Annotated in this window: 27 protein-coding genes; 20 read left to right on the top strand and 7 right to left on the bottom strand. The window is 39.7% G+C overall.

Annotated features, from left to right (window positions below; all coding sequences use genetic code 11):
• Positions 1 to 26 precede the first annotated feature (26 nt).
• The 6 genes from ccsA (HOP08_07845) to HOP08_07820 are packed head-to-tail and all read right to left on the bottom strand — an operon-like array spanning position 27 to position 5,470.
• Positions 27 to 2,543: a cytochrome c biogenesis protein CcsA gene (ccsA, locus tag HOP08_07845; protein NOT74827.1), complete on the bottom strand. Its 2,517-nt coding sequence runs from the start codon at positions 2,541 to 2,543 to the stop codon at positions 27 to 29.
• 12 nt (positions 2,544 to 2,555) lie between these two features.
• Positions 2,556 to 2,966 carry a cytochrome c maturation protein CcmE gene (locus HOP08_07840; protein NOT74826.1) on the bottom strand — a complete coding sequence of 137 codons (411 nt, stop codon included), beginning with the start codon at positions 2,964 to 2,966 and terminating at the stop codon, positions 2,556 to 2,558.
• A gap of 58 nt (positions 2,967 to 3,024) precedes the next feature.
• Positions 3,025 to 3,249, bottom strand: a complete 225-nt coding sequence (locus HOP08_07835; protein ID NOT74825.1) for a CcmD family protein — start codon at positions 3,247 to 3,249, stop codon at positions 3,025 to 3,027.
• Entirely contained in the window at positions 3,233 to 3,913 is a 681-nt protein-coding gene (gene ccsA / locus HOP08_07830) for a cytochrome c biogenesis protein CcsA (GenBank protein ID NOT74824.1), read from the bottom strand. The genes HOP08_07835 and ccsA (HOP08_07830) overlap by 17 nt, the downstream gene beginning before the upstream one ends.
• A gap of 25 nt (positions 3,914 to 3,938) precedes the next feature.
• Entirely contained in the window at positions 3,939 to 4,580 is a 642-nt protein-coding gene (locus tag HOP08_07825) for an ABC transporter permease (protein NOT74823.1), read from the bottom strand.
• 17 nt (positions 4,581 to 4,597) lie between these two features.
• The gene (locus tag HOP08_07820; protein ID NOT74822.1) at positions 4,598 to 5,470 is read right to left on the bottom strand and encodes a hypothetical protein; all 873 of its coding nucleotides are present in this window, start codon (positions 5,468 to 5,470) and stop codon (positions 4,598 to 4,600) included.
• Between the two features lie 45 nt (positions 5,471 to 5,515).
• Here HOP08_07820 and HOP08_07815 point away from each other — a divergent pair, with 45 nt between their 5' ends.
• From HOP08_07815 to HOP08_07725, 19 genes are all read left to right on the top strand, one after another.
• A complete protein-coding gene (locus HOP08_07815; GenBank protein NOT74821.1) occupies positions 5,516 to 6,550 on the top strand; it encodes an NAD-dependent epimerase in 1,035 nt (344 codons plus the stop codon).
• A 2-nt stretch (positions 6,551 to 6,552) separates the two neighbouring features.
• The gene (locus HOP08_07810) at positions 6,553 to 7,803 is read left to right on the top strand and encodes a nucleotide sugar dehydrogenase (GenBank protein NOT74820.1); all 1,251 of its coding nucleotides are present in this window, start codon (positions 6,553 to 6,555) and stop codon (positions 7,801 to 7,803) included.
• On the top strand, positions 7,803 to 8,831 hold the full coding sequence (gene galE / locus HOP08_07805) for a UDP-glucose 4-epimerase GalE (GenBank protein NOT74819.1): 1,029 nt from the start codon (positions 7,803 to 7,805) through the stop codon (positions 8,829 to 8,831). Before HOP08_07810 ends, galE begins: the two co-directional genes overlap by 1 nt.
• Positions 8,818 to 9,942: a DegT/DnrJ/EryC1/StrS family aminotransferase gene (locus HOP08_07800; GenBank protein NOT74818.1), complete on the top strand. Its 1,125-nt coding sequence runs from the start codon at positions 8,818 to 8,820 to the stop codon at positions 9,940 to 9,942. Before galE ends, HOP08_07800 begins: the two co-directional genes overlap by 14 nt.
• Before the next feature lie 2 nt (positions 9,943 to 9,944).
• A complete protein-coding gene (locus tag HOP08_07795; protein ID NOT74817.1) occupies positions 9,945 to 10,526 on the top strand; it encodes an N-acetyltransferase in 582 nt (193 codons plus the stop codon).
• Positions 10,523 to 11,419 (top strand): Gfo/Idh/MocA family oxidoreductase, encoded by an 897-nt coding sequence (locus tag HOP08_07790; GenBank protein NOT74816.1) that lies wholly within the window; start codon positions 10,523 to 10,525, stop codon positions 11,417 to 11,419. The genes HOP08_07795 and HOP08_07790 overlap by 4 nt, the downstream gene beginning before the upstream one ends.
• The gene (gene rfbC, locus HOP08_07785; protein ID NOT74815.1) at positions 11,416 to 11,964 is read left to right on the top strand and encodes a dTDP-4-dehydrorhamnose 3,5-epimerase; all 549 of its coding nucleotides are present in this window, start codon (positions 11,416 to 11,418) and stop codon (positions 11,962 to 11,964) included. Before HOP08_07790 ends, rfbC begins: the two co-directional genes overlap by 4 nt.
• A gap of 18 nt (positions 11,965 to 11,982) precedes the next feature.
• Positions 11,983 to 12,786: a methyltransferase, TIGR04325 family gene (locus HOP08_07780; protein NOT74814.1), complete on the top strand. Its 804-nt coding sequence runs from the start codon at positions 11,983 to 11,985 to the stop codon at positions 12,784 to 12,786.
• Positions 12,787 to 12,845: 59 nt separating this feature from the next.
• Positions 12,846 to 13,739: a glycosyltransferase gene (locus HOP08_07775; GenBank protein NOT74813.1), complete on the top strand. Its 894-nt coding sequence runs from the start codon at positions 12,846 to 12,848 to the stop codon at positions 13,737 to 13,739.
• A 3-nt stretch (positions 13,740 to 13,742) separates the two neighbouring features.
• A complete protein-coding gene (locus HOP08_07770; GenBank protein ID NOT74812.1) occupies positions 13,743 to 15,023 on the top strand; it encodes a lipopolysaccharide biosynthesis protein in 1,281 nt (426 codons plus the stop codon).
• 108 nt (positions 15,024 to 15,131) lie between these two features.
• A complete protein-coding gene (locus HOP08_07765; protein NOT74811.1) occupies positions 15,132 to 16,088 on the top strand; it encodes a hypothetical protein in 957 nt (318 codons plus the stop codon).
• Positions 16,088 to 17,074, top strand: a complete 987-nt coding sequence (locus tag HOP08_07760; GenBank protein ID NOT74810.1) for a glycosyl transferase — start codon at positions 16,088 to 16,090, stop codon at positions 17,072 to 17,074. Before HOP08_07765 ends, HOP08_07760 begins: the two co-directional genes overlap by 1 nt.
• The gene (locus HOP08_07755; protein NOT74809.1) at positions 17,067 to 17,432 is read left to right on the top strand and encodes an FdtA/QdtA family cupin domain-containing protein; all 366 of its coding nucleotides are present in this window, start codon (positions 17,067 to 17,069) and stop codon (positions 17,430 to 17,432) included. The genes HOP08_07760 and HOP08_07755 overlap by 8 nt, the downstream gene beginning before the upstream one ends.
• Positions 17,429 to 18,514 carry a DegT/DnrJ/EryC1/StrS family aminotransferase gene (locus HOP08_07750; GenBank protein NOT74808.1) on the top strand — a complete coding sequence of 362 codons (1,086 nt, stop codon included), beginning with the start codon at positions 17,429 to 17,431 and terminating at the stop codon, positions 18,512 to 18,514. The genes HOP08_07755 and HOP08_07750 overlap by 4 nt, the downstream gene beginning before the upstream one ends.
• Before the next feature lie 115 nt (positions 18,515 to 18,629).
• The gene (locus HOP08_07745) at positions 18,630 to 19,277 is read left to right on the top strand and encodes an FkbM family methyltransferase (protein NOT74807.1); all 648 of its coding nucleotides are present in this window, start codon (positions 18,630 to 18,632) and stop codon (positions 19,275 to 19,277) included.
• An 86-nt stretch (positions 19,278 to 19,363) separates the two neighbouring features.
• The gene (locus tag HOP08_07740) at positions 19,364 to 19,912 is read left to right on the top strand and encodes a hypothetical protein (GenBank protein ID NOT74806.1); all 549 of its coding nucleotides are present in this window, start codon (positions 19,364 to 19,366) and stop codon (positions 19,910 to 19,912) included.
• A gap of 68 nt (positions 19,913 to 19,980) precedes the next feature.
• The gene (locus HOP08_07735) at positions 19,981 to 20,790 is read left to right on the top strand and encodes a glycosyltransferase (GenBank protein NOT74805.1); all 810 of its coding nucleotides are present in this window, start codon (positions 19,981 to 19,983) and stop codon (positions 20,788 to 20,790) included.
• 26 nt (positions 20,791 to 20,816) lie between these two features.
• Positions 20,817 to 22,040 carry a hypothetical protein gene (locus HOP08_07730; protein NOT74804.1) on the top strand — a complete coding sequence of 408 codons (1,224 nt, stop codon included), beginning with the start codon at positions 20,817 to 20,819 and terminating at the stop codon, positions 22,038 to 22,040.
• A gap of 5 nt (positions 22,041 to 22,045) precedes the next feature.
• Positions 22,046 to 23,152 carry a glycosyltransferase family 4 protein gene (locus HOP08_07725; protein NOT74803.1) on the top strand — a complete coding sequence of 369 codons (1,107 nt, stop codon included), beginning with the start codon at positions 22,046 to 22,048 and terminating at the stop codon, positions 23,150 to 23,152.
• On the opposite strand, the gene HOP08_07720 is transcribed toward HOP08_07725, so the two are convergent.
• On the bottom strand, positions 23,153 to 24,007 hold the full coding sequence (locus tag HOP08_07720; GenBank protein NOT74802.1) for a class I SAM-dependent methyltransferase: 855 nt from the start codon (positions 24,005 to 24,007) through the stop codon (positions 23,153 to 23,155).
• A gap of 244 nt (positions 24,008 to 24,251) precedes the next feature.
• On the opposite strand from HOP08_07720, the gene HOP08_07715 reads away from it, so the two are divergent.
• Positions 24,252 to 24,998: an acyltransferase gene (locus tag HOP08_07715; GenBank protein ID NOT74801.1), complete on the top strand. Its 747-nt coding sequence runs from the start codon at positions 24,252 to 24,254 to the stop codon at positions 24,996 to 24,998.

Genomic DNA, 24,998 nt, shown 5'->3' with positions numbered 1-24,998 from the left:
GAATCAGAAGAGGTTGCTTCGATTGATTAAGCTTTTTCTTTGAACCTTCTCACCATTGCTATAAAGAATCCAACCATCAGCAATCCAGTTCCGAGCCAGAGAACATTAATGTAAGGTTTCTCCATTGCCTTGATAATAACCCAATCTTTCTGACGCCCATTAAGGCCCAGGGTGAATTCATTTGTGTCAGGATGGATATTCAGAAGTGTGATCTTTACTCCCAACTCACCGATTTCATGAGAGATAAGAGCGACGTCAATCTTATTTTTGATCACGAACATCGGTTCAGCGTAGAAATTTTCATGCTCACCTTCAATCCTGATCTTTAATTTAATGGCAGCGTCATCATCCGCGATGGTAAGTCCGGTAATGGTAGTTACGCGTTCCACCTCTTCGATCATTGCTACATAATCATTAACGAAGAATTGCTGACCCTGCTTTACCTTGATCTTTTCAACATCGCCCCATTCAGGTTCAGCTTCACGATTCATGGAAGATGAAACATGGGTATACAAATCGCTCGTCACTCCGCGGCTGATATCAGGAGAGGGTAAAATCCCACCCATCTCTTCATTCAGCTGGATTCTTGGGAACAGCGTTGCGGCTATTTTATCCCCTTTTCTAAGCTGGATCTCATAAAAAGTGTTTTCAGGATAGATCTCAAAGGTGTCTTTTGCATTATAAAGCTTTTCTCCTTTAAAGAGAATATCCTGATTGGCAACAACTTTAAATGGGTCAGGTGTTGGATCTACTTCCCTTCTCTTTACGAATCCTGATTTGTTTCGAGGCTCGAGTCGTTCACCCAGAAATTCAATGTCATAACCACCCATAGTGCGCGGCTCGTTGATGAACAGGAGAAGATTATCCCGATTGAATTCAGTGCCCATCTCTTTATTTAAAAGAAGTCCTGTATTATTCAGAGAGACAACTTTTGAATAACCTGATGAGAACATGATCCCGATCAGCATCATGCCAACGCCGATGTGTGCCAACGCACCGCCTGAAAGTTTTGGATTCACTTTCCAGACAGAAGCCAATACTTTTACATTGGAAATTATGATGTAAAGTCCAGCGATAACCAGCACCATATAAACAGGATCTTTAACCTGCGTGGTGATGAGAATGATTGCGAAAATAATGAGCGTGATCAGGGAAGTAGTGATTACTTCGTTTTTAAGCTTTTGCTTATCAATTTTCTGCCACCAGAAAAACTGCCCTGTTCCTGAAAGCAATGCTACTGCCACAGCAAACCATAATTGGAATTTGGAATAGAATAAGATCTGATTGGCAGGAGGCGCTGCGTTGGAATGGATTCCAAAAATTTCCAGAACCTTATTGTAGACCGGAATAGAAGTTGGCACCAGCACTTGAAATCCCATCAGGCACAAAGTTGTAGCGCCCATGAAAATCCAGAACTCTCTCGAATAGGTTGAGATTTCTTTTTCCGATGTTGGAATTTCTTTCCAGCGAACGGCGACAAGAACAATGGCTGCAATCGTAAAGAACAACATGTAGATCAGTAGCTGACCTGATAATCCTAGATCAGTAAATGAATGAACAGATGCATCTCCTAAAATTCCACTTCTTGTCAGGAAGGTTGAGTACAAAAGCAAAACGAAAACAGCAATCACCAGAACAATAGAAAGCTTGAGAGCTGTCTTGCTGTTTTTATAAGTAATCATGGTATGCAAAGAAGCAATCATGATCAGCCACGGTACGTACACAGCATTTTCCACGGGATCCCAGTTCCAGTAGCCGCCAAAGCTCAACGTTTCGTATGCCCAATATCCGCCCATCAGAATACCTAATCCAAGGATTGCGCCTCCCAAAAGCGTCCAGGGAAGCGCGGGCTTGATCCACTCTGAATACTTTTTCTGCCACATACCTGCCATGCAAAAAGCAAACGGAACTAGCGTAAGAGCGAATCCTAAAAAGAGAGTTGGTGGATGAATGACCATCCAGTAATTCTGTAAAAGAGGATTTAAGCCATTGCCTTCTTTTGGAATGAAGGTTGGGTCTATTTTAAATATGGGATCTGCAATGGCATCGCGTAACAGAATGAAAGGTGAGCTGCCTAATTTCAGGCTCAAGCCTGGAATTACCACTCCCAGAATCATAGATGCCAGAAATGCCTGAACCATAGAGAAAATGGTCATGACAGGTGCTTCCCAGGCACGTTGGGTGAACATTAATATGATTCCCAATACCGCCTGCCAGAACATCCACAACAGAAAGCTTCCTTCCTGACCTTCCCAGAAGCAGGAGACCATATACTGACCCGGTAAGTGTGTTGAAGAGTGAGCGTATGCGTAATGATATTCGAAGTAATGATTGTAGATGATGGTGAAGAGAGAAGCGACAATTCCCAGTACAGCAACAGAATGTAACAGGAAGCCGATGCGACCATTGACGATCCAACCTTGACGTTTTGTTAAGTCGGATGTGACTGTCGCTTTCCAGTAACAGAATGAAGTGATGACCGCCGTTACGAACGAGGTGATGACAAAGAGATGACCGAGATTACCAACGAGAAAATGAAACATGCGCAAAAGTAATTAAACCCCTGCGTTCAGTTTTTGTTCCTGATATTTGGAAGGGCACTTTAATAAAATTTTATCGGCAACGAATAAATCACCACGATAGCTTCCGATCACCACTACTTTTTCAGAACGGGTGAAGTCAGGAGGCATGGGTTCGTTATAATATACTTTTTGCACTTTTTTATTTTCGTCTAAAAGCAGGAAGGAGAAAGAAAGATTGTCAGGGCTTTTTTCAAGGCCGGTGATTTCTCCACGAAAGTCTTTTTTCAATTCGCCAACAACATGGATACTTCCTTTGTTTCCGGTGGAAGCCATTTGATAAGCCTGATCGAATGTTACGTAGCTACTGGCATCACCCGCAGTAGAGATAATGATCGCAATGGCGATGGCAATAACAACAAGACCAATAATGTGCGATTTTTTCATAACCTCTGAATACAGATGGCAAATTTACAACCCAAACGGGGTTTCACCATGCCTTTATTCAGCTGTTATGACGTTTGTTTTCATTGAGGCGTTTTTCCAGACGGGATGCTTTGCGGTCAATGGTTACAAGGTAAATGGCTAATCCCAGTACAATTATGAGGATTATTGCCACCAGGGCATATATTTTTCCATCGGCCCGAAGTGCATCTGCCATTTCAGCATTCTGCGAAAACGCTGGAGTGGTGATGATTAAGGCGATTAAAAGATTACTTAGTTTTTTCATATTCCAGATCCAGAATTTTTTCTTCAGCATTACGAAGGCGGACACGCACTGTTGCAATCCAGACACCAAACAATATCCAGCCAATACATGCGGGATAGAATACCAGTCTCATATTATTGTTGAGGTCATACATATTGAAGCCAGGATTTCCTCCATTGCCCGGATGCATAGAGCTTGCCATTCGCGGGAGAATAAAGATAAGTACGACCATGGGTAAGAATGCGAAAACATTATAGACTGCTCCTAATCGCGCTCTTTGCTCGTCATTATTGAGAGATCCTCTCAAAACAAAATATGCGAGATAGATCAATGTAGCGATGGCAGCTCCATTTTGTTTTGGATCACCATGCCATGGAGATCCCCAGGTATAATTAGCCCATATCATTCCTGTAAATATTCCTAAGAAACCAAAGATGAGACCGGTATGTGAAAATTCCGCTGATAAAATATCGTATTTGCGATCAGGCTTCCTTAAATAGAGTATGGCGTAAACGCATGAGGTAAAAAACATGATGACCATTCCAAACCACATAGGTACATGGAAGTATAAAGCCCGAATGGTTTCATTGGTAATTTCCAGACGTGGAACATCCATTAAAAGCCCACCGACAACGGTATAGATGAGTAAAGCAACTGATAAAACTTTCCACCAGGATTTTTTCATGACTTCCGATCAGATAGATCGTCTTTTAGCTGCGCCAAATATAGGGGAAGAGTAAATAAGAAACGGCCGTTACCAGTAGATTTATGGCCATGAGACTCAGCAATTCATCAATGCTTACGGATCGATCGAGTCCGTCAATGCAATTTTTTGTGATTCTTATTGCGAGAAGAAGAATGCCTACAATGATTGGCAGGCTTAGGATTGCCATCAAAATATGGCTGTTGTCAGCTTTTGAGGCAATTGCAGAAAGAAGTGTGAGGGAGGTTGCAAATCCAAGGCAGGTAAGGGTGGTGGTCAGTGCAAATATCGGAAGGTCCTGAACGGGATTGCTGAAGAAAACAATGAACAAGATGAACCCAGCAAGGGCAAGCAAAAGGCACAGCAGAAAATTGTAAACGATTTTGGAAATGATAATAGCTAGGGGGCTGGCAATGGAATAGTAATATACCTGTTCACCTTTTTTTTCACCAATAAAACTCTTTGCCACGGTGTTCACCGATGTGAAGAGAAGTGTCACCCAAAACAAAGCACTCCATACGATAGGAGAAATAAGATCCTGACGAAGATTAAAGGAAATGTAATAGATGAAGACGGTACTGAACAGATAGATAGCAAGACCTGAAAAAACAGACTTCCGTCTGAGCTCAAGTGTAAATTCCTTTCTCAGTAGTTGAGCAAACAAGATTATTGGTTTTGATTTTCTTCCGCCTTCCTCAAAAGCGATCGAACGCTCTTGAACAAGATAACGAGTGCCACCATGAATAATCCGAATGTAGCACCAGCGGCCAGTGAAACTATTTTTTTGGGAGAAACATGCTTATTGAATCTGCTGAAACCTTCAACTAGATTTACTGCAGAGACATCTCGCAGCTCTTTTTCATATGTGAATTTGTCCTCTGCCATCTTGATGATCTCGGCGTTCACATCGGCTGGGTTCACCATGATATTGCCACCATTCTTTTCAAAAAAATCACCTTTGTATATCCTGCTCTTGAATTCCTCCAGAACGATCATTTCCTCATCAAGCTTTTTAATGATTTTGTTGTAAAAAGTTTTTTTCTGATCTACCTGTTCTTTCGTGTAGGGATTGTTTTCCAGATAGGAGATAATTCCTTTCTCCAGTTTGGGAAGAATATCAGGATTTGAAATTCTTGTTGTGATGAATAAATAGAAAGGAATGACTTCCTTTTCACCGATCTGCTTTTCACTTACAATCTTTTCTTTTCGTACGCCTTCAAAGGAAATAGAATTTATATAGCCTGTTTCCTCAGGGGTAATACCAAGCTTGGAGGCTAGCAATTCATGATTCCCGTCGATAATAATATTGTTGAGAAGCTGATCGAGTTTTTCTACATAGGATTCTGTGAGAAAGTCTGATCTCACCATCATTTTACTTTCGTATTGTTTCTGAGCAAGCATGGAATAGGTATATCCCAGTCCGGTACCCACAACAAAAAAGGCAACAATGAGCCAGAAGTTTCTTTTGATCAGCAATACAAATTTCAGCAGCAGGTCTACCAAATCGATCTCATCTGAAGAACTCTCTCGTTTTTCCATAACAAAAAGCTGAATTTGTTTTTACTTTTGTCGAAATTACAATACGTGGCTCCAGAATCAAAAAAAGGCAAGATTTTAGTTACTGGCGCTGGAGGCTTCATTGGGTACCATCTTTCCAAGAGCTTATTAGAAGAAGGGTATCGGGTGATCGGTCTTGATAACCTGAATGACTATTATGATGTTGGGTTAAAAAATGCCCGACTTGAAATCATTAGAAAGCATGCTTCTTTCAAATTCGTGAAGATTGATCTGAAGGATAAAATTGAGTTGGACTCTTTATTCGAAAACGAGCAATTTGAAATAGTCATTAATCTTGCGGCACAGGCTGGTGTTCGATACTCCATTACTAATCCTTACGCGTACCTTGACAGTAATATTCTTGGATTCTTAAACATTCTGGAAGCTTGCCGAACCTTTCCTCCAAAGCATTTGATCTACGCTTCTTCAAGTTCTGTTTATGGTGCCAATGAGAAGCTGCCTTTTTCAACAAGAGACAACGTCGATCATCCACTTGCACTTTATGCGGCATCGAAAAAATCAAATGAGCTAATGGCTCACGCATATTCTAACCTTTATCATTTGCCAACGACAGGTCTTAGATTTTTCTCTGCCTATGGACCCTATGGAAGACCCGACATGGCATTGTTTATCTTTACGAAAGCTATCATCGAAGGAAGACCCATTGATATTTATAATTTTGGAAAAATGAGGAGGGACTTTACCTACGTTGATGATATCGTGGGTGGAATAAAGAAGCTCATTCCTTTTACTCCGACGGGAAATAAGAACTGGGATGCATCTCAGCCAGATCCCTCAACGAGCTTTGCCCCGTATAGGATATTCAACATTGGAAACAACAAACCAGTGGAATTGCTGCATTTTGTTGAAATGATCGAAGAAAAACTGAAAAAGAAAGCGATCAAAAATTACCTTCCGCTACAGGAGGGGGATGTAGAGGAGAATTTTGCTGACGTCAGCGATCTTGAGAAGCTCACGGGATTCAAATCTTCTACAAGTGTGGAGAGTGGGGTCAGTAGTTTTGTTGATTGGTATTGTGATTATTACACGATAAAGAAATAATAATGGATAAGGTTGCGGTTATTGGTTTGGGATATGTTGGACTTCCATTAGCGGTGGAGTTTGGTAAGATCATGGATACGGTTGGATTTGATATCGATGAGAATAGAATTCAGGAATTAAAAAAAGGTCATGACAGAACAAAAGAAATGTCAACGGAGGAGTTGGCAGAAGCAAAGAAATTCTCTTCATCCTCTGACATAAAAGACCTGAAGGATGTGAATTATTTTATCATAACGGTTCCCACTCCTGTCGATGAATATAAACAACCTGATCTGAGACCGTTGGTTAGTGCCAGTAAGACAGTAGGACAGGTATTAAAGAAAAATGATGTAGTCATTTATGAGTCTACTGTATATCCTGGATGCACAGAAGAAATATGTGTACCTGTACTGGAAAAGGTAAGTGGGCTGGTGTTTAATAAAGATTTTTTCTGCGGGTATTCACCTGAAAGAATTAACCCGGGTGATAAGCAACATCGGGTTGCCAACATAAAGAAGGTCACTAGTGGAAGCACTCCTGAAATCGCTGAAAAGGTTGATCAGCTTTACAAGAAGATAATCAAAGCAGGAACGCACCTTGCATCTTCCATCAAGGTAGCTGAAGCTGCAAAAGTCATAGAGAACTCTCAACGGGATATTAACATTGCATTCGTCAATGAGCTTGCTCTTATATTCGAGAAGATGGGAATTGATACACATGATGTGCTTGCGGCTGCAGGAACAAAATGGAATTTTTTACCATTCAAACCGGGATTAGTCGGTGGGCATTGCATCGGAGTAGATCCATATTATCTGACACATAAAGCAGAAGGTCTAGGATATCGCCCAGAAGTAATTCTCTCCGGAAGAAGAATCAACGATAACATGGGTGTCCACATTGCAAGTCGCGTGATCAAGTTGATGGCTCAGTATGAGCAGCCCATCAAGGGAGGAAGAGTTTTGGTACTTGGACTTACGTTCAAAGAAAATTGTCCCGACATCAGAAACAGTAAAGTAGTAGATGTTGTCAATGAACTTAAGAGTTATGGAACCGAAGTAGATATTTATGATCCTCATGCTGATCCAAAAGAAGTAATCCATGAGTATAAGCTCTCACTCATCTCTTCATTGGAGAAAACATATCACGCTATAGTACTAGCCGTAAGTCATAATGAATTTAAAAATCTCGCCTGGGATAAGATTCGTGAGAAAGGTGGAGTGGTTTACGATGTGAAGGGATTTCTTGATAAATCACAGATTTCAGCAAGATTGTAATGAAAGCGCCTAAAGTTTTAGTGACTGGGGGTGCGGGATACATTGGCATCCACACAGTGGTGGAGCTTGTTCACGCAGGAATGGAACCAGTTATTGTTGATGATCTTTCCAGGAGTGACGTAAGGCTCATCAGTGGTGCGGAGAAGATTCTTGGAAGAAAGATTATATTCCATAAAATAAATTGCCTTGATCACGGTGCGTTGTATAAGGTGATGAAAGATCATCCCGAAATAAGTCAGGTTATTCATTTTGCTGCATTCAAGTCGGTGAGTGAGTCTGTACAAAAGCCTTTACTATACTATAAAAATAACATTGACACATTGCTGACACTGTTGGATGTTATGAAAGATCTTTCGGTTAACGAACTGGTTTTTTCTTCTTCTTGTACAGTGTATGGGCAACCCGATCAGATTCCGGTCACTGAATCCGCGCCATTCAAGGCAGCAGAGTCTGCATATGGAGCTTCCAAACAGATGTGCGAACGAATACTGGAAGATGAGGTGAAGGCGTCGCCGTCGTTAAAAGTGGTATCGCTGAGATATTTTAATCCTATTGGTGCGCATCCATCAGGTTTGATCGGAGAGCTTCCTCTTGGAATCCCCAGCAATCTTGTTCCGTTTATAACGCAAACAGCCATTGGCAAAAGAAATGAACTTACCGTTTTTGGTGGAGATTACAACACACCGGATGGGAGCTGCCTTCGGGACTTTATTCATGTTGTTGATCTTGCAGAAGCTCATGTAAAAGCCATTGATGCAATGAAGACGATGACTTCAAGATTTGAAGCGGTGAATGTGGGTTCTGGAATACCTGTATCGGTGTTAGAATTATTAAGCGCATTCAAGAGGTCAACGGGTGTTGATTTGAAATATTCTATGGGACCCAGACGGCCAGGTGATGTTGAGAAGGTTTATGCTGATCCTTCCAAATCTTTTCAGTTCTTAAACTGGAAAACTAAATCATCAATTGATCAGGCTCTTAAGGATGCCTGGAACTGGGAAAAAAAATTAAAAGATGCTACCAATTAAAATGGTTGACCTTCATGGTCAATATCTTCAAATCAAAGAAGAGATCGATACTGCCATGCAGGAAGTTCTGGATCGTACTGATTTTATTCATGGAAAATCAGTTAGTGATTTCGAAAAAGAATTATCCAATTTTCTTGGGGGTACACACGTGATATCCTGTGCCAATGGAACCGATGCGTTGCAGATAGCAATGATGGCATTGGGATTCAAACCCGGTGATGAAGTCATTCTTCCTGTGTACACGTATGTTGCGACAGCGGAAGTAATCGCTCTTTTGAATCTTGTGCCTGTATTTGTTGATGTTGATGAGGATAATTACACATTAAATATTTCTCAGGTAGAAAAGGCAATCACAAAAAAAACCGTTGCGATTGTCCCTGTTCATTTGTTTGGGCAATGTGCACCAATGGAGTCTCTGCTTGAACTGGCAAAAAAACGTAACATACATATCATTGAAGACGCCGCCCAATCTCTTGGAGCAGATTATATTTTCAAGGACGGCTCAAGAAAAAAATCAGGCACTATCGGGCACATTGGATCCACTTCCTTTTTCCCATCAAAGAATCTGGGAGCATTTGGTGATGGCGGGGCCATCTTCACTAATGATGGAGCGATTGCTGAACAAATCAGAATGATTGCAAGTCATGGGCAAAAGAAAAAGTACTATCATGATGTTGTTGGCGTTAACAGCAGGTTGGATACTTTACAGGCAGCCATATTATTGGTAAAGCTGAAGTATCTAAACCAGTACGCTGAAAAAAGAAAAGCTGTGGCTGATTATTATGATGCTCAACTAAATAGTCTTCAGAATCTAAAGATGCCTCTGAGAAACAAGCAATCCACGCATGTATTTCATCAATATACAATGGTGGTGAAAAATGGAAAAAGGGATCAGCTCAAGGATTATTTGAATAAGAAAAATATTCCGAGTATGATCTACTACCCCGTGCCATTACATCTTCAGTTGGCATATCGTAAGGAAGGTGTCGGAGCAGGAGCGTTTCTGGTTTCAGAAATGCTTGCCTCTTCCGTTATTTCTTTACCTATTCATACAGAAATGGATACGGACCAGTTATCTTATATTTGCGACGCTATTAAGAATTTTAGCTGACTATGAATGATCCAGCCTCTTTTTTTGCGCATGATACTGCGGTAATTGACCCTGGCTGCGAAATCGGAGAAGGCACTAAAATCTGGCATTTCAGCCACATTATGACGGGTTGTAAAATCGGTCAACGTTGCAACATAGGACAAAATGTTGTCATCTCGCCACAGGTAATCCTTGGAGACAATGTAAAGATCCAGAACAACGTTTCGATCTATACAGGCGTGAAGTGTGAAGACGACGTTTTTCTTGGTCCTTCAGCAGTTTTTACAAATGTCACCAATCCAAGAAGTGCAGTTAATAGAAAGAATGAATACGCAGAAACTATCGTTAAGAAAGGAGCAACGATTGGTGCCAACGCAACAATTGTTTGCGGGCATGACATTGGCCGATATGCTTTTATAGGAGCAGGAGCTGTGGTGACGAAGCACGTACCGGACTATGCGCTTATCGTTGGAAATCCTGGGAAGCAAATTGGATGGATGAGTGAATTTGGTCATCGGCTGAAGTTTGATTCAGAAGGATTCGCGGTATGTCAGGAAAGCAATCAGAGATATCAATTAAAAGAAGGGAAAGTAAATAGACTATGAAGAATTTTGCAATTATAGGAGTTGCAGGATTTGTTGCTCCACGACATTTGCAAGCCATCAAGGATACCGGCAATAATCTTGTTGAAGCCCTGGATAAATTTGATAGTGTGGGCATCATGGATTCTTATTTTCCAAAAGCTGATTTTTTTACTGAGTTTGAGAGATTTGACAGGCACCTTGAAAAAATTCGCAGGCAGGGTATTAAAGTAGATTACGTGACAATCTGCTCACCGAATTATCTTCATGATTCTCACATACGTTTTGCTCTGAGACATGGTGCGGACGCTATCTGTGAAAAGCCTCTGGTATTGAATCCGTGGAATCTTGATGCCCTATCAGAAATTGAAAAAGAAACGAAACGTCGTGTTTATACAATTCTTCAGTTAAGACTTCATCCGGTTATTCAGGCTTTAAAGAAAGAAATTGAAAGTGCTCCGAAGGATAAACACTTCAATGTTGATCTCAACTATATAACATCCCGTGGAAGCTGGTATCATCACAGCTGGAAGGGCGATGAATCAAAATCTGGAGGCGTTGCCACCAACATTGGCGTTCATTTTTTTGATATGCTTCGCTGGATATTTGGTAAAGAACAAAAGAATATACCCACGATGATTTCGGAAGATCATGCTTCCGGAAAGTTAATTCTGGAAAGAGCAACTATCAACTGGTCATTAAGCATTAATGCAGATCATCTTCCTGAACAGGCAAAAGCTGCCGGTAAAAGAACCTACCGATCTTTGCAAATCGAAGGAAGGGAAATAGAATTCAGCGAAGGCTTCACAGATCTTCATACTAAATGTTATGAAGAAATTTTAAAAGGAAATGGATTTGGACTGGAAGAAGCACGTCCTTCCATTGAAACTGTTTATCAATTAAGGAATTTAAAATGAAGGCAGTATTGACTCCTTTCAAAGACCTGATGGTGCTGGAACCAACTTTGTTTGGTGATCAGCGTGGATACTTTTTTGAGTCATATAGTAAGAGGTCTCACCTCGCGGTAGATATAAAGATTGATTTTGTTCAGGATAACCAATCCCGTTCAGTAAAAAATGTCATCAGAGGGCTGCATTTTCAAAATGCTCCGTATGCTCAAACAAAACTCATTAGGGTCTTGCAGGGTAATATTTATGATGTTGTTGTGGATCTGAGGAAGGATCAGCCCACCTTCAAAAATGTGTATGGTATTGAATTGTCATCAGAAAACAGACTACAGCTTTTGATTCCGAAAGGATTTGCCCATGGATTTTCTGTCCTGAGTGATGTTGCAGAAATTCTTTACAAATGTGACGAGTATTATTTTCAATCGTCCGAATCTGGAATTTTATATAACGATCCTGAATTGAATATCGACTGGAAGGTCAATGTATCGGATGCTTTGGTGTCTGATAAAGACAAGAAGCAGCCAAGGCTTTCAGAAGCAAAGTTTGAATTTTAGTGTTCTCATTAATTTAGAATGACAAAATCTGACTTCATCCCACCTATTATTACGAGGTTTATCTCTGGTTTGAATCTTTTTAAATCCTATGGATGGTTCGGCAACTTTTCTGCATGGGCAGAAGCCATGAAGCAGGCAGAAGGATATGATGGTGGTGCCATCTTTGAAAAGGTAAAAAGTGCAACGCTAAAAGTTAAAAATAATGAGGCGGTTTATGAACGTGATTCGATACTCTTTGATGAGATTGAATACAGCTGGCCACTGCTCGCTGCACTCATGTGGGTTGCCGCAAGGAAAGATGGAAAATTAAGTGTTCTGGATTTTGGAGGTTCTTTAGGAAGCACGTATTATCAGAACCGCGCCTTTTATGACGGGCTTAAAGAAGTTCGATGGAGCATTGTAGAACAAGAACATTTTGTAGAGGCTGGGAATTCTCAATTTAAGAGTGATCAGTTGAGGTTTTACAAGACCATTCAGGAGTGTATGAAAATTGAGAACTCCGCCGTTGTTTTATTTTCATGCGTATTGCAATACTTGGAGCGACCTTATGATACGATAAAAGAAGCCTTTCAAGGCAATGCAGAATATATTGTAATCGATAGCATGCCTTTTAATACTTCAGAAAAGGACAGGCTCACCATACAGAAAGTTAATCCTCTGATTTATAAAGCCTCCTATCCGTGCTGGCTTTTGAATCGGTCAGAATTTCTTCAATTTTTTAAAGGACAGTACTCTCTTGTGGCAGAGTTTAAATCCCATCTTTATATTAAGGTCGATGGAGAGACAATTCCTTACGAGGGGTTCATCTTTAAGAAATCATAGTCCGGCTTTGTATTTTAGCGCTATTATTTTCAATTACAGGTTACTGACTCGATTTATTAATGCCTGCACCGATAGCATTATTTGTTTACAACAGACCCTGGCACACAACTCAAACGGTGAATGCCCTTTCACAAAATGCTTTAGCAAGTGAGAGTGATCTGGTCATTTTTTCTGATGGCCCCAAGACAGAAAGCGATGTAAAACTGGTAGAGGACGTCAGGAGTTTTATCCAAACGATTAGTGGATTCAAATCAGTAAAGATAATTTCCAGTGAGACGAACAAAGGACTCGCAGAATCCATCATAACTGGTGTTACAGAAGTTTTGAAGTCTTACGAGAGTATTATTGTAATGGAAGATGATCTCGTGACTTCACCTCAATTTCTCAGTTTCATGAATCAGGCATTGACTCTTTATTCAGAAGATGAAAGAGTAATCTCTATTCATGGTTATGTTTATCCGGTAAAACAATCATTACCTTTTACTTTTTTTCTGCGGGGCGCAGATTGCTGGGGATGGGCTACATGGAGGAGAGGCTGGTCGATTTTTGAAAGTGATGGCTCATCATTGTTGAAAAAACTTAATGAGCTAGGACTTATACACACCTTTGATTTTGACGGCGCCTATTCATATTCAAGAATGCTGAAGGATCAGATCGCCGGAAAAAATAATTCATGGGCAGTGCGGTGGCATGCCTCTGCGTTTTTAGCAAATCGGCTAACGCTTTATCCAGCGGTATCATTTGTTAACAATATAGGATTGGACAACAGCGGCACGCATAGCGGTGTTTCTGTTGACTATGAAGGAGAATTGAATACGGAAGAATTGTTATTGCGGAAAATCCCCATAGAAGAAAGCAAAGTAGCTTTTAAAGTATTCTCCCGATATTTAAGAGGTGTGGATAATTCTATAACAAGCAAGATCATTTATAAAATCAAAAACATTTTTAACTGATCTGTGGATTTCATCAAACGATATTCATCAAATCCACTCGTAAGAAATTACCTAAAGGTTTTTAGTGTTGATGTATTGGTAAAAGGATCGGGAATCATTTTGCTTCCGATCTATCTTCAGTTGATGACTCAGGATGAGTATGGATTGTATGGATACCTCATCGCGATCATCAGTTCCTTTTCATTGGTATTTAACCTTGGAATCTACCAGGCACAAAGTAAACTTTATCACGATTATCCTCTCGAAGAGAAGGGTGTTTTGCTTTTTACACTAAACTCTACCCTGCTCGCATTTTTGCTTATTCTTCTTGCTGCGATCCTTTTATTCCGAATAGATTTTCCGATAGTTGAGTTTCTTTTTAAAGGAACCCTTGACTATGAAAGTTATCGGGCATCTGTATTGCTGGGATTTGTTGTGTCTGTTTATTCATTACTGCTGGTGAATTATTTTCTGACCAGTGAAGACATTCGCAAAGTTCAGCTTTTTAATATTTCAAGAGTAGTTCTCATTAACGTCATTGTCATGTTAATCCTTTGGCAGTTTTCGGAAGAGGATCATACTCTTCTCAGAATAAAGTATGCCAACATTGTGGAGCTTGGAATTATACTCTTTTTTGGATCTTATTATGTCCGAAGAATGAAATTCCGATTTGATTCCAGAATTGCTAAACGTGCTATGTGGATTGGGGTGCCTATAATGCTCTCAGCAATCATTGGCCTGTTTGCGAATTTGAGTGACCGGTATTTTATCGAGAAGTACGGAACATTGAAAGATCTCGCAGTCTACAATCTTGCAATGACTTTCGCCGGCATCATTCCATTTGCATTTGCATCTTTTCAAAATATTTGGCTTCCGCAATTCTTGAAAGAAAAAGACCTGGAGATTAATCGCATACGTACAAAAAAAATGGTTGTAAGACTGATCGCTGGGTTTGTTGTACTGTCGGTGGGAATTATAATTACACTGAAGGTCATGCTCATCATTGGAATCATTGATTCGAAGTATGATCTTATCATGCCACTGCTTCCGATTGTTTTAACGACAGCAGTACTAATGTCTCTTACAGTGATGTACAGTAATCATTTAGTTCATATGGATAAGCTGTATGTTATTATTTTAGTAGGTATTCCGGCCTCGCTGATCGGAATAGCACTCAATATATGGCTGGTGCCTCTTTACGGAATTTATGGAGCAGCAGTGGCATCGCTGATGATCAATCTCATATTCCTTCTTTCCTACGCAATTATCAGCAGGTTCTTTTATAGTCGAAGCCAGGCTCATTAGGCCCATTCCATCAAAGCAAGTTATATTTGCTCCCTGATTTGCGGGCAGGCGCCTTGAAAGCGCGTAACCTCCTGAATTCCAAAGCAAAAACCCAGAACTGAAGAAAGAATGACCCAGGATCTCATTGATATAATACTATCTCAACCTGAAATCATTTCAGCACCTCCGGTATTGATTGATATTGGCGCCTCCGGTGAGCTTCATGCAAAATGGAAGAAGATTGCCAAGCACTCTATTTGTATTGCCTTTGATGCTGACAATCGTGAGATGGGCTTTACAGAAAAAGAGACAGATACTTTTAAAAAACTGATTGTATTCAGTCGGGTGGTTACAGATCAGTCAGAAAGCGAAATAGATTTCTATCTGACGAAATCCCCATATTGTTCAAGTGCTTTGGAGCCCGATACCGAAAGACTCAAAGTCTGGTCTTTCGCAGAATTATTTCAGGTGGAGAAAAAGATCAAGCTCAAAGCCATTCATCTTACAGACGCATTGCGTGAAGCGAAGATTGAAAATATCGACTGGTTTAAAACGGATACTCAGGGAACAGATCTGCGACTTTTCAAGAGCCTTCCTGAAAAAATTAGAAATAATGTTATTGTCGCTGAGTTTGAGCCAGGTATCCTGGATGCTTATAAAGGAGAGGATAAATTATACGAAGTCATTCGTTATATGGATGAACTTGGATTTTTCCTATCGACGATGGAAGTGAAGGGAACACAAAGAATCAATCCCAAAGAATTATCATATTTCCAGGGCTTTCAGAAAAAGGCGATCGACAAATGCCTGATGAAGTCACCGGGATGGGCAGAACTCAGCTATATCAATTCTTTGAAGAGAGGAGCATTTGACAGGAGAGCATTTTTATTGACATTCCTTTTCGCTTGCCTTGAAAATCAGTATGGATTTGCCTGCGAAGTAGCGGATGAGGGTTATGGGGTTACTCAGGATTCGTTTTTCCTTGAATTAAAAAAGAAAGCCATCGCTGAGATTAAAAAAAATAACAGACAATGGCCGCGCGTTATGCTAAAGAAAGCAGGTAATAAAATCATATCTTATTTCTGATGTTGAATTTCTGCACTCTTTTTGATAGTTATTATTTGAGCAGAGGACTTTCCATGTACAGATCCCTCGAAAAACATTGCCCCGATTTTCATCTCTATATTTTTCCTTTCGATGACAAGTCTTATGACATGCTGAAGAAACTAAACCTCAGGCACGTTACGCTGGTGAGTTTAAAGGAATTCGAAAATGAAGATCTGTTAAGAGTCAAACCAACCAGAACTAAAGGAGAATATTGCTGGACATCCACGGCATCAACAATTTATTACTGCATCACAAAATTTAATTTGCCTGATTGCACCTATGTTGACGCGGACCTTTTTTTCTTTTCAGATCCTTCAGTCCTGAATAAGGAAATGGGGGAAAAGTCAATATTAATTACTGAGCATCGTTACACTCCTGAATATGATCAGTCTTCCGGGAATGGCATTTACTGTGTGCAGTACATCAATTTCAAGAATGATACTAATGGGATGAGGGCTCTGACATGGTGGAAGGACCGCTGTATTGAATGGTGTTTTAACCGGGCTGAGGATGGGAAATTTGGTGATCAGAAATATCTTGATGATTGGACGACCCGCTTTGAAGGTGTTCATGTTCTGCAGAATCTGGGGGGAGGAGTAGCCCCGTGGAATGTTCAGCAGTATAACATTGAAAGAAAGGGCAAAGGTTATCAGATCACCGACAAAAATGGTGTTACGGATGAACTCGTTTTCTACCATTTTCATTGGGTAAAATTTCTTCATCATTGGAAAGTAGATTTGGGTTGTTATAATCTTGATTTCCCATTGGTGGAGGATATTTACAAGGAATGGCTTGAAGATATTGTGAATGTTGAGAAAGAGCTGGAGAGTAAATTTCAATTCAGGATAATTCCCGCCAAGAATAATTTCATCAGGGAATCCAAAGAGATACTATCAAATATCAAAAGAAGAGTGAAGGGAATGTATTTTATCGTTGATTTAAAAAAATTCGGAATCAGTGGCTAAACTTATTGACTTAAAAACCTTCACTGATAAACGTGGAAACCTTACCGTTATCGAAAAAGTCATCCCCTTCGATATACGCAGAATCTTTTATATCTATGGAGTAGATGATTCTGTCAGGGGTGGGCACCGTCATCATAAAACAATTCAGGCAGCGATTTGTCTGAAAGGACATTGTACCATTAGCAACAATGATGGGAAAAATAAACAGGAATTTGTGCTGGACGATCCTGGGAAATGTCTGATACTCGAACCAAAAGATTGGCATCAGATGCATAATTTTTCTTCTGACGCGATTTTGATGGTGCTGGCATCGGAATTTTTCAATCAGGCGGATTATATCTATGATCCTTATTTATGATTGAGTACGAGAATCTTAATGCGATGAACAAATCATTTTTGATTGACTATCAATCAAAATTTGACAGTGTTTTGAAGAGTGGCTGGTTCATTCTTGGAAATGAGGTCAAAGAATTTGAAAAGGAGTTTGCGCAATACTGTGGCTCAACTTACTCAACGGGAGTAGCTAATGGGTTGGATGCATTGGTGTTAGCATTGCGATGCTTCGAATTTAGACCAGGTTCAGAAGTGATCGTTCCTTCCAATACATACATTGCAACAATTCTGTCTATTCTAAACAACAATCTTGTTCCGGTATTGGTTGAGCCTGATATCAACACCTATAACATTGATCCAAAAAAAATCCAGGAAGCGATCACACCTAAAACGGTAGCGATCATGGTTGTTCATTTGTACGGTAAGTGCTGTGCAATGGATCCTGTTGTGGAGCTCTCTAAAAAGTTTAATCTCAAGCTCATTGAGGATTGTGCTCAATCTCATGGAGCAAAATTCAAGAACAGGAAATCTGGATCCTTTGGAGAGTTTGGCGCGTTTAGTTTTTATCCGACAAAGAACCTTGGAGCTTTAGGAGATGCTGGGGCTCTGAATACAAATGATGAAAACCTGAATAGGGCCATCAGACTCTATCGCAATTATGGATCTGAAAAGAAGTATTATAATGAGAAGATAGGAGTTAACTCAAGACTGGATGAACTGCAGGCAGCATTCCTTCGGGTTAAACTTGGCTCTTTGGATAAGATCAATGATCATAAAAGGGTTCTGGCTGCGATTTATCAAAGAGAGCTTAAAGGTGATTTCATTAAACCAGTGGTAGATAAAGATTATTATGATGTCTTTCACATTTATAACATACGTCATCCAGAGAGAGATGCTTTAAAAGAGTATTTACTTAAAAATGAGATTAAGACAGAGATACATTATCCTGTAGCGCCTCATCGTCAGCAGGCATTAAAAGGTATGTTCGATGGTAAGTTATATCCTATTTCAGAGGAGATTCATGACACAACCCTAAGTCTTCCGATTTCCTACATGCACACTGAGAATGATGTGCACAAAGTGATTGAGGTAATGAATAAATTTTAAACTTGATTTCTTAGGCGTTTACGGGTTACTTTGTCTTTTACTGGTTACGAAATTGAGAATTTAAACGTATTCAGGCTTTTTAAAAACTATCATCCAATAAGAAATTCAAAACAGCATGGTCAGTGTAAAGAAAGCCATTAATGTCCTGACAGAATTCAGGATTTCTAAAATGCTTCTGGGATATTACTGGAAAGGATATTTTGATGAGATGGGTTGGATTCAGTCATTCAAAGGGATGAAACCTGTTGATCGTGACAACAACCCTATTCCATGGGTAACGTATTCTTTCATTTACTTTATACGCGAAAGATTGAAACAGGATCAGGTGCTACTTGAATATGGAAGTGGTAACTCCACTCTCTTTTATAGTAAGTATGTTAAGAAAGTATTTGCAGTAGAACACGAGCAAGGCTGGCACAAGGAAATTTCTTCAATTGTAAAATCAAATGCTCGGGTGGATTTAGTGGCGCTTAATGAAAACGGCGCTTATTCAAAGTATGCACAATCGGTAGGGGAACCTTTGGATATTATTATCGTGGACGGAAGAGATCGTGTGAACTGTCTTAAGAATGGTGTCGATTCACTTACTCAACGAGGAATAATGATTCTTGATGATTCAGAACGAAAGGAATACAAAGACGGAATAGAATTCATGATGTCCAAAGGCTTTAAGAAAATTGATTTCTGGGGCATTGCACCGGGAATTTTCTTCAATAAAGCCACCACTGTATTCTATCGTACTGAGAATTGTCTGGGTCTTTAAAGTTTGAAAAGATAAAATCCATTAATATGAGTTTGCGAAAATTTCTAAAAGGAATAAAATCAAGGCTCAAGAAAATTGAACTTAAAATGCTGGTTAAGCGACCAGACATAAAGCTCGTCGTGGGTGCCAGTAAAATAAAGTATGATGGATGGATCCTTACAGAGATTGATTTTCTGAACATTCTAAAGGATGAAGATTGGCAGTATGCACTGAAGAAAAATACAGTTAGTGCTATTCTTGCTGAACATGTATGGGAACATCTTTATGAGAAGGATGGATTGCTTGGAGCGAAGAACTGCTTTCAATATTTGAAACCAGGAGGACACATGAGAGTTGCTGTTCCTGATGGTTTCCATCCTGACAAAGAGTACATTGAATATGTACGACCCGGCGGTCATGGTGCGGGGGCAGATGATCATAAAGTTTTATACAACTATAAGTCGTTTGGAAAATTATTTGAAGACGCTGGCTTTACAGTAAAATTTCTGGAATACTTTGATGAGAACGGAAAATTTCATTATCAGGAGTGGAGCCCTGACGATGGAATGATCGTTCGTTCAAAAAGATATGATGACAGAAATGCTGACGGGACGTTAAGATACACCTCTCTTATTGTTGATGCTGTAAAAAAATAGACGTCTACACTCAGTCAACAGTGAACGATCAGAAGCCATCTATTTCAATTGTCACCCCGTGCTATAATATGCTTGCATATCTTAAGATGTGCTGCGCATCCGTTGCTGATCAGAATGTAAATCATGAGCATGTTGTGGTCGATGGTGCTTCCAGGGATGGAACAGCTGAGTGGCTTTCCACTACACATGGAGTTGCCTGGACTTCTGAAAAGGATAGTGGCATGTACAATGCCCTCAACAAGGGTATTTTAAAAGCAAAAGGAAAAATTATAGGTCATCTCAATGCAGACGAGCAATACCTTCCGGGTGTGTTGGAATTTGTGGTAAAGTTTTTTGACGAGCATCCTCACGTTGATTTTATCGCTGCCGACTTCATTGTAATTGACCCGAATGGAGAATTCATGGCTTATCGTAAATCATTCCAACCGCGGTGGCCTTATTTTTTCAGCAATTATCTCTACACCACCACAGCTACTATCTTTTACAGAAGGGAAATTTTTGAGAAGTGCACTTTCAATGAAACCTACAAATCGATAGCAGATGTTATCTTTCTGTATGATGTTTTAAAAAAGAATTTTAAGGGAGCTCACGTTAAAAAGTACTTTTCCGTGTTTACGTATTCCGGTGATAATCTTAGCTTAAATCCGATTTCTCAAATTGAAAAAGAGAGATTTAATAAGACCTTACCGCTTTGGTTCAGAGTATTTAAGCCGTTCTTTTTTCTCATGTTTTTTTTGGAAAGAGTTCTGACTGGCACATACTCAGAGGAATCCACCATATCTTATTCTATCTTTACAAAGGAAGATCTTAAAAAAAGAAAGAAGAAAATTAAGGTGAACCCTGGTTTTCGCCTGAAGTTTTACCGTACAGGGGATTAAGCGCATGGACCAACACCTTGCATGTTATGAAAGTCAATAAGTACTATCCGTTTGCTTTCATTTACTTTTTTGTGAATGCTGTTGGGCTGCCTTTTGGTTTATTGTATACAACACTTCTAACACCATTATTTTATCTCTGGGTCTTTTTGAAGGGTAAACGATTAATCATTGTCAAGTTTATTGCCTTTGCAACACCCTTCGTCTTTTTTCATTTGTTAAATGGGGTAAGCAAGTATTTCTACTTAAAATCCTTTCTGCTCTATTTTACAGTTTATGTTTTTTGCTACGCTTTTTACATGTTGATCACAACATATGCTGATGTTGAGTCTATCTATAAGAAACTTGCCATTACAAATTTTCAACTTACGATAGTAGCGGTGCTTTTTGTATTCACTGAATATTATTCATTCTTCTGGACAAACTGGACCATCGCTGTGGGAAGTATTGAGATCACAGATTGGAAAAGACTTACGATGTTCACGTATGAACCATCGTATTACTCTTTTTTACTGGTTCCTATATTCTCGTTTTATTTTATACGGTTTATTCTGAAACAGAACAGCAAGATGGATTTCTACATACTCCTGATGGTAATGGGTTCTTTGGTTTTGTCTTTTTCAATGGGTGTAATCGGTGGATTAATTCTTTCGGTTTTTATCTTATTCTCATTGAATTCTTCTACCATGCTGACCAGCAAGAAATTGTTGTATTCATTCTTTGGCTTAGTCACATTCTTTTTGTTGACTTTTATTTGTCTTTGGATCTTCTTTCCTGAAAATCCTTTCTTTGTGCGCATCAGTGCAATATTTCTTGGGGCAGATGGCTCTGCAAATGGAAGAACCTTTGAAGCGTTGCAGCTTTCCTACATCATAGCCGACCTGAAAAGTGTCTGGTGGGGAATAGGTCCTGGTCAGTTGAAGATCATAGGAGATCCGGTAATCAGAGAATTTTACAATTATCCCGAAAGCTATGGGCAAGTGAGTATTCCAAATGCATTTGCAGAGACGTTTGCTCTATTCGGATTTTTTGGAATAGGTCTTAGGCTTTTCCTTGAGATTTATTTTTTCTTTAAGACAAAGGTGCTTCAGAACTACTATCGGACTTTATTATTTCTCTTTATTTTCATTTATCAATTTACAGGTAGTTTTACGTCTAATATTGCTGAGTACGTAATCTGGATTCTGGCCTTTACCAACATTTTCCCACAGTTTGATAAGAAACAGAATTCATTGACAAAAATTCCCCAATAGAGAAGATGAAGATTGGCATAGATGCAAAATGGTATTTCGAAGGGCCTCCTAGCGGAAAACGTGTTATCAGAGCACTTGTTGATCATTTGATTGAGCAGGATAGAAAGAATGAGTATTGGATCTTTCTCAATGCAAAACATAAAGATCAGCCTTTTCCCGCAGGTCAGAATAAGAATGTCAATCTTTGTTATGTCTGGGCGGGAAATAACATGTTGTCCAATGTGTTTATTCTTCCTTTTTATGCTTCTAAATTCAAGCTGGATGTAACGCTCTATCAGAATTTCATAACACTATTCGGACACGGAAAGAAAGTAGCATATATTCATGATGCACTGTTTCTTTCAAATCCCGAATACTATACAATCTATGAACGGGTTTATCTATCGCCCCTGAAGTTTTTAACTCGAAAAGCCGACGCTGTCATTACTGTTTCTGAAATTGAGAAGCATCGATTGCTTGAGTTCAAATTTGCGGATAATGAAAAAATGATTTCAGTAGCGCATCATGGAGTTGAGAAGAATTTCCGTCCTAAGGAACAGCATAGCGTAAGTGATATTGAAAGAATAAAAACTCAGTTTAATCTTCCTGACAGGTTTCTATTGTATGTTGGTAGATTAAATCTTAGAAAGAACGTAGACAATTTGTTAAGAGCTATCCCAATCCTTCGCGACAAAAGCATTCCACTTGTAATTGTGGGAGCGGATAACTGGATGAAATCTAATCACGCTACTATCATTGATGAGCTTGGGATTTCAAATCGAGTCCTTTTCACTGGTGCTATCTATAAGGATCTGGATATAGTTTACTCCATCTCAACAGTTTTTTGCTTTCCTTCTTATGCGGAAAGCTTTGGATTGCCGCCTCTTGAAGCGATGGCGAGTGGAGTGCCTGTCGTTGTTTCCAACACCACATCTTTGCCGGAAGTGTGTGGTGAAGCAGGTAACTATGTTGACCCTGCAAAGCCAGAGGAAATAGCAGCAGCCATTGACGCGCTATTATCGGATTCCGTTCTCTATCAAACAAAGAAAGAACTAGGCCTGATGCAAGCTGCTAAATTCACATGGAGTGACGCAGCGTTTAAGGTTCTCCAATGCCTGGAGAACTGTAAATGATTACTTTATTTTCTCAATCCAGAAAGCACCGGGTTCACGATCCTGTTCATTTGCCAGGATAGGACACTTTGCAGCCAGTGCTTCGCGATGTTGATGGTGAAGATAGTTAAGCGCTCCTACAATTTTGAAATTGCTATTGTAGCTAAGGAATGCTTCCAGTAAGTATTGTTCTGTCCAGATCTTGCCTTCATCAACTACCCATTCCCGTGGATAATCCTTCGGAGTGAAGATATCATGTACATGAACAACCACACCTGCATTTAGTGTTGGAAGTATTTCAAGAAACTCAAACAGCACATCACCCTGAGGTCTAACAACGTGAGAGGAGTCAATGAATAGAATATCACCCTTGTTTAGAGATTTGAAGAAATCAAGTGGAAGATCTTCGACTTTAGATCTTTTGACATTTACAGGAAGTTGTTCCAGCCACGCCATTTCATAAGGCTCTACACAGATATGATCAATAGCATTTGATTCATTTTCCTCCTTGTTCTTAATGGCAGCTTGCTGAATCATCAATGTAGAAAGCCCACAGCCAATTTCAATGATTCGCTTTGGTTTATGATGACGCACCATATTGTATAAAAACTCTGCATCCCCTGATTCATAGCTTCCGTTATGATAATAAAATGTAAGGGGTGCTTTTTGATCGAAAGGAATGGCACTCAATTCCGCATTGAAATTGAATTTTTTAAGGAGCTCAAGCTGACCTTCTAGATTGAAATCAACGGCAGGTAAGTTCCGATCATCTGACAGCGGTCTTGACAGGTGTCGTGGATTAGATAGTGGCTCGTAGTAATGGTCAATGATAGGATACATCCCCACTTTGTAAAAAATAGCCCGGCTGATTCGCATTTGTTTTAAACCGATGCGCTTCAGGATAAAGAAATAAATTGACCCTATTAAAGTAAAAGGGGAGAGAATAAGATCAGCGAGAGGTTTAATTGCCCGCAGGACCTTCTTAATCAGTTGTTTCACGCATTAATTCTTTGAGTTTTAAAGGTACAAGAAAATCTCAAAAGGCTGGATTCTTCCCCGAATGCACTTTTAAAAAGTTTCTTCAATCGCTTTCAATTGGGAATTTGATAATTTATTGACAATGATCAACTTTAGGGTTGTAAAAGGAAGTCTGATCTGCAATTCATCGATTTTGAAAAAAACAATTGAACGAATCATAGCAACGCTTAAACGCGATCCTGCCTATAAGTTGGATGATAGTTATTCCGGAAGACAATTGTTTAACATTGTTTGGTATCGGTTTTTTCAGATTGTGCGTGGTTGCTTTAGAAAATTAAGTATTTCCACATCGGGAATAATGTTTTGTGGACGTCGTGTTATAATCGAACATGGCTATCAGGTTAAGGCTGGTAAAAGCCTGATCATTGAGGATGGAGTGCATATCAATGCATTGTCTATGAATGGCATTCGACTGGGAGATAACGTTACGATTGCAAAGAATGCAGTGATGACCTGTACCGGAGTCATTGCTAATAAAGGAACCGGCATTACGATCGGAAATAATTCTTCAATCGGAGCTCAATCTTTTTTAGGCGGACAGGGTGGAATCACAATAGGCAATGATGTGATCATGGGACCTCAGGTAAAGATATTTTCAGAGAATCATAATTTCGGAAAGGGTGAAGCGATCATTCGTAAACAGGGAGAGTCAAGAAAGGGAGTGATAATCGGAAACAATTGCTGGATTGGATCCGGAGTAACAATTCTTGATGGCGTGGCTATTGGAAATGGATGTATTCTTGCTGCCGGAACTATTGTTACCAGAAGTATTCCTGAAAATTCTATTGTAATGGGCAGCCCTGGAAAAATTGTTAAATCGAGAGCCTGA

Source organism: Cyclobacteriaceae bacterium (genome assembly GCA_013141055.1).
Lineage (GTDB): Bacteria > Bacteroidota > Bacteroidia > Cytophagales > Cyclobacteriaceae > ELB16-189.
Note: the sequence above shows the minus strand (reverse complement) of the source record. Positions and strands in the feature narration are given on the sequence as shown.

Coding starts and splice junctions, on each gene's coding strand:
- ccsA (NOT74827.1), bottom strand. CDS start 2,543: ATGTTTCATTTTCTCGTTGGTAATCTCGGTCATCTCTTTGTCATCACC.
- HOP08_07840 (NOT74826.1), bottom strand. CDS start 2,966: ATGAAAAAATCGCACATTATTGGTCTTGTTGTTATTGCCATCGCCATT.
- HOP08_07835 (NOT74825.1), bottom strand. CDS start 3,249: ATGAAAAAACTAAGTAATCTTTTAATCGCCTTAATCATCACCACTCCA.
- ccsA (NOT74824.1), bottom strand. CDS start 3,913: ATGAAAAAATCCTGGTGGAAAGTTTTATCAGTTGCTTTACTCATCTAT.
- HOP08_07820 (NOT74822.1), bottom strand. CDS start 5,470: ATGGAAAAACGAGAGAGTTCTTCAGATGAGATCGATTTGGTAGACCTG.
- HOP08_07810 (NOT74820.1), top strand. CDS start 6,553: ATGGATAAGGTTGCGGTTATTGGTTTGGGATATGTTGGACTTCCATTA.
- galE (NOT74819.1), top strand. CDS start 7,803: ATGAAAGCGCCTAAAGTTTTAGTGACTGGGGGTGCGGGATACATTGGC.
- HOP08_07800 (NOT74818.1), top strand. CDS start 8,818: ATGCTACCAATTAAAATGGTTGACCTTCATGGTCAATATCTTCAAATC.
- HOP08_07795 (NOT74817.1), top strand. CDS start 9,945: ATGAATGATCCAGCCTCTTTTTTTGCGCATGATACTGCGGTAATTGAC.
- HOP08_07790 (NOT74816.1), top strand. CDS start 10,523: ATGAAGAATTTTGCAATTATAGGAGTTGCAGGATTTGTTGCTCCACGA.
- rfbC (NOT74815.1), top strand. CDS start 11,416: ATGAAGGCAGTATTGACTCCTTTCAAAGACCTGATGGTGCTGGAACCA.
- HOP08_07780 (NOT74814.1), top strand. CDS start 11,983: ATGACAAAATCTGACTTCATCCCACCTATTATTACGAGGTTTATCTCT.
- HOP08_07775 (NOT74813.1), top strand. CDS start 12,846: ATGCCTGCACCGATAGCATTATTTGTTTACAACAGACCCTGGCACACA.
- HOP08_07765 (NOT74811.1), top strand. CDS start 15,132: ATGACCCAGGATCTCATTGATATAATACTATCTCAACCTGAAATCATT.
- HOP08_07760 (NOT74810.1), top strand. CDS start 16,088: ATGTTGAATTTCTGCACTCTTTTTGATAGTTATTATTTGAGCAGAGGA.
- HOP08_07750 (NOT74808.1), top strand. CDS start 17,429: ATGATTGAGTACGAGAATCTTAATGCGATGAACAAATCATTTTTGATT.
- HOP08_07745 (NOT74807.1), top strand. CDS start 18,630: ATGGTCAGTGTAAAGAAAGCCATTAATGTCCTGACAGAATTCAGGATT.
- HOP08_07740 (NOT74806.1), top strand. CDS start 19,364: ATGCTGGTTAAGCGACCAGACATAAAGCTCGTCGTGGGTGCCAGTAAA.
- HOP08_07735 (NOT74805.1), top strand. CDS start 19,981: ATGCTTGCATATCTTAAGATGTGCTGCGCATCCGTTGCTGATCAGAAT.
- HOP08_07730 (NOT74804.1), top strand. CDS start 20,817: ATGAAAGTCAATAAGTACTATCCGTTTGCTTTCATTTACTTTTTTGTG.
- HOP08_07725 (NOT74803.1), top strand. CDS start 22,046: ATGAAGATTGGCATAGATGCAAAATGGTATTTCGAAGGGCCTCCTAGC.
- HOP08_07720 (NOT74802.1), bottom strand. CDS start 24,007: ATGCGAATCAGCCGGGCTATTTTTTACAAAGTGGGGATGTATCCTATC.
- HOP08_07715 (NOT74801.1), top strand. CDS start 24,252: ATGATCAACTTTAGGGTTGTAAAAGGAAGTCTGATCTGCAATTCATCG.